Source organism: Ideonella sp. P3_A4 (genome assembly GCF_056403075.1).
The window spans coordinates 1-2,129 of sequence record NZ_JBFUGE010000850.1 but is presented as its reverse complement, the minus strand read 5'-3'; the positions used below and the strand labels follow the sequence as shown (position 1 = coordinate 2,129).

At 66.6% G+C, this 2,129-nt stretch carries 3 protein-coding genes; 2 read left to right on the top strand and 1 reads right to left on the bottom strand.

The window, feature by feature from the left end:
- Positions 1 to 971, bottom strand: a 971-nt coding sequence (locus tag AC1DYI_RS33590; protein WP_477208440.1) for an ABC-F family ATP-binding cassette domain-containing protein, incomplete at its 3' end; no start/stop codon positions are given.
- A 181-nt stretch (positions 972 to 1,152) separates the two neighbouring features.
- On the opposite strand from AC1DYI_RS33590, the gene AC1DYI_RS33585 reads away from it, so the two are divergent.
- Both AC1DYI_RS33585 and AC1DYI_RS33580 read left to right on the top strand, forming a co-directional pair.
- Positions 1,153 to 1,770 carry a TetR/AcrR family transcriptional regulator gene (locus AC1DYI_RS33585; RefSeq protein WP_477208439.1) on the top strand — a complete coding sequence of 206 codons (618 nt, stop codon included), beginning with the start codon at positions 1,153 to 1,155 and terminating at the stop codon, positions 1,768 to 1,770.
- Positions 1,767 to 2,126 (top strand): nuclear transport factor 2 family protein, encoded by a 360-nt coding sequence (locus tag AC1DYI_RS33580; protein WP_477208438.1) that lies wholly within the window; start codon positions 1,767 to 1,769, stop codon positions 2,124 to 2,126. The genes AC1DYI_RS33585 and AC1DYI_RS33580 overlap by 4 nt, the downstream gene beginning before the upstream one ends.
- Positions 2,127 to 2,129: the final 3 nt, after the last annotated feature.

Below are 2,129 nucleotides of genomic sequence, written 5' to 3'. Positions count from 1 at the left end.
GCCTTGTAGCCGCAGACCATGTCGCTCATGGCGAGCATCGGGTTCGGCAGGCTTTGCGGCTCGCGGAACTCGAAGTTGAAGTCGCTCGCGGTCAGCACCGGGGCCAGGCGCTCCATCCGGTCCAGCGCCTTGACGCGGCTCTGGGCCTGCTTGGCCTTGCTGGCCTTGGCCTTGAAGCGGTCGATGAAGTGCTGCAGGTGGGCGATACGCTCTTGCTGCTTGGCGAAAGCCGCGGACTGCTGGCTCAGGCGCACGGCGCGCATCTCTTCGAAGGTGGTGTAGTTGCCGCCATAACGCGTCAGCTTGGCGTCTTCGAGGTGCAGCGTCACCTGCGTGATCGCATCGAGAAATTCGCGGTCATGGCTGATGACCAGCAGCGTGCCGTTGTAGCGCTGCAGCCAGCCTTCGAGCCAGACGAGCGCGTCCAAGTCCAGGTGGTTGGTCGGCTCGTCGAGCAGCATCAAGTCGGCCGGGCACATCAGCGCACGGGCCAGCTGCAGGCGCATCCGCCAACCGCCTGAGAAGCTGTTGACCGGCGCGTCGAGCTGGTCGCGCTTGAAGCCCAGGCCGAGCAGCAGCGTTTGCGCGCGGGAGCGGGCGTCGAAAGCGCCGGCTTCTTCCAGCGACACGTGAGCGTGGGCCATYGCCTCGCCGTCGTCGGCGGCTTCAGCGGCGGCCAGCTCGGCCTGCGCTTCCATCAGCGGCGTGTCGCCTTGCAGCACAAACTCGGTCGCCGGGTCTTCGGTCTCCGGCATGTGCTGCACGACCTCGCCCATGCGCCAACGCGGCGGGATCTCGAAGTCGCCGGCGTCGGCGCCGAGGCGGCCGGCGAGTAGGGCGAACAGCGAGGACTTGCCGGCGCCATTGCGCCCGACCAAGCCGATCTTTTCGGCGGGATTCAGGGTGACGGAAGCGCTGTCCAGCACGACCTTGGTGCCGCGCCGAAGCGTGACGTTGCGCAGGGTGATCATCGAAGGAAAGGAGAACGAGAGAAACGGGAAACCAGCGGTCGGCCGGCAAGGCGGCCGCAAGCGCGTCGCGCAGAGGCGCGCGGGTGGGGAGCGCAGTGTAGGGCAGTCGACCCGCCTGTCATCGGGATGGGCTTGTATTGTTAATCAATCGTTCTAGAATGATTGACCAACAAAGACTGTCATGTCCAGACCGAAAACCTACGACGATGAGAAGCTGCTGCGCGCAGCGATGCAGACCTTTCGTGAGCGCGGCTACGGTGGCACGTCGATCAAAGACCTGGAACAGGCCACCGGCTTGCGCTCGGGCAGCCTCTATCACGGCTACCGCGACAAGCAGGGTTTGTTCAACGCCGCGCTGGCGCACTACAACGACACGGTGGTCGGTGGTCGCATCGCGCACTACCTGGCGCCCGGCGCCGGGCTGACCGGCCTGCGGGCCTTGTTCCGCTCGCTGCTGCAAGAGCCGGCTGGTGGCCGGCATGGCTGTCTGCTGACCAACAGCGCGATCGAGCTGGGGCCGGCGGGCGGTGAAGCTTTGGCCGGTGTCCACGAGGGCCTGGATCTGCTGCGGCAAGCGTTCGAAAACAGCCTGCAAGAGGCTCATGTCGCCGGCCAACTGGCGCCAAGCGCCTCGCCGGCCGCGCTGTCGCTGCGCTTGCTGGCGCTGTACCAGGGGCTGTTGGTTCTGGTGCGCGGCGGTCGGCCCGACAGTGAACTGGCTCCCTTGATCGATGCGGAGTTTGCGGCGCTCGCCGTCAAGCCCGCTGCACTGTCCCAACCCAAGAGAAAGTCAACATGACAGGATCTGCCGAAACCCTGTGGCCGCGCTATGCGCGGCTGTGGTCCACCGATACCGCCGCGCGTGTCGAGCACATGCCGGCCTGCCTGGTCGACGGTGTGCTCTACACCGACCCCAACGTGGCGCTGAACGGCCACGRGGCGCTGCACGGCTACATGGCCGGCTTCCAGCAGGCGATGCCGGGCTGCGCCTTCCAGATCGACCAGGTGAAAGCGCACCACGACCGGTCGCTCGCCTGGTGGCGGCTGCGCGCGGCCGACGGCCAGACCTTGCAGCATGGCATGAGCACTGCGCGCCACGCTGCCGATGGTCGCCTGGCCGAGATCACCGGCTTCTTCCCGCTCGACGCAGCGTGAAAC

Bases quoted from the DNA above. Each gene is read 5' to 3' on its own strand.
- AC1DYI_RS33585 (WP_477208439.1), top strand. From the start codon at position 1,153: ATGTCCAGACCGAAAACCTACGACGATGAGAAGCTGCTGCGCGCAGCG.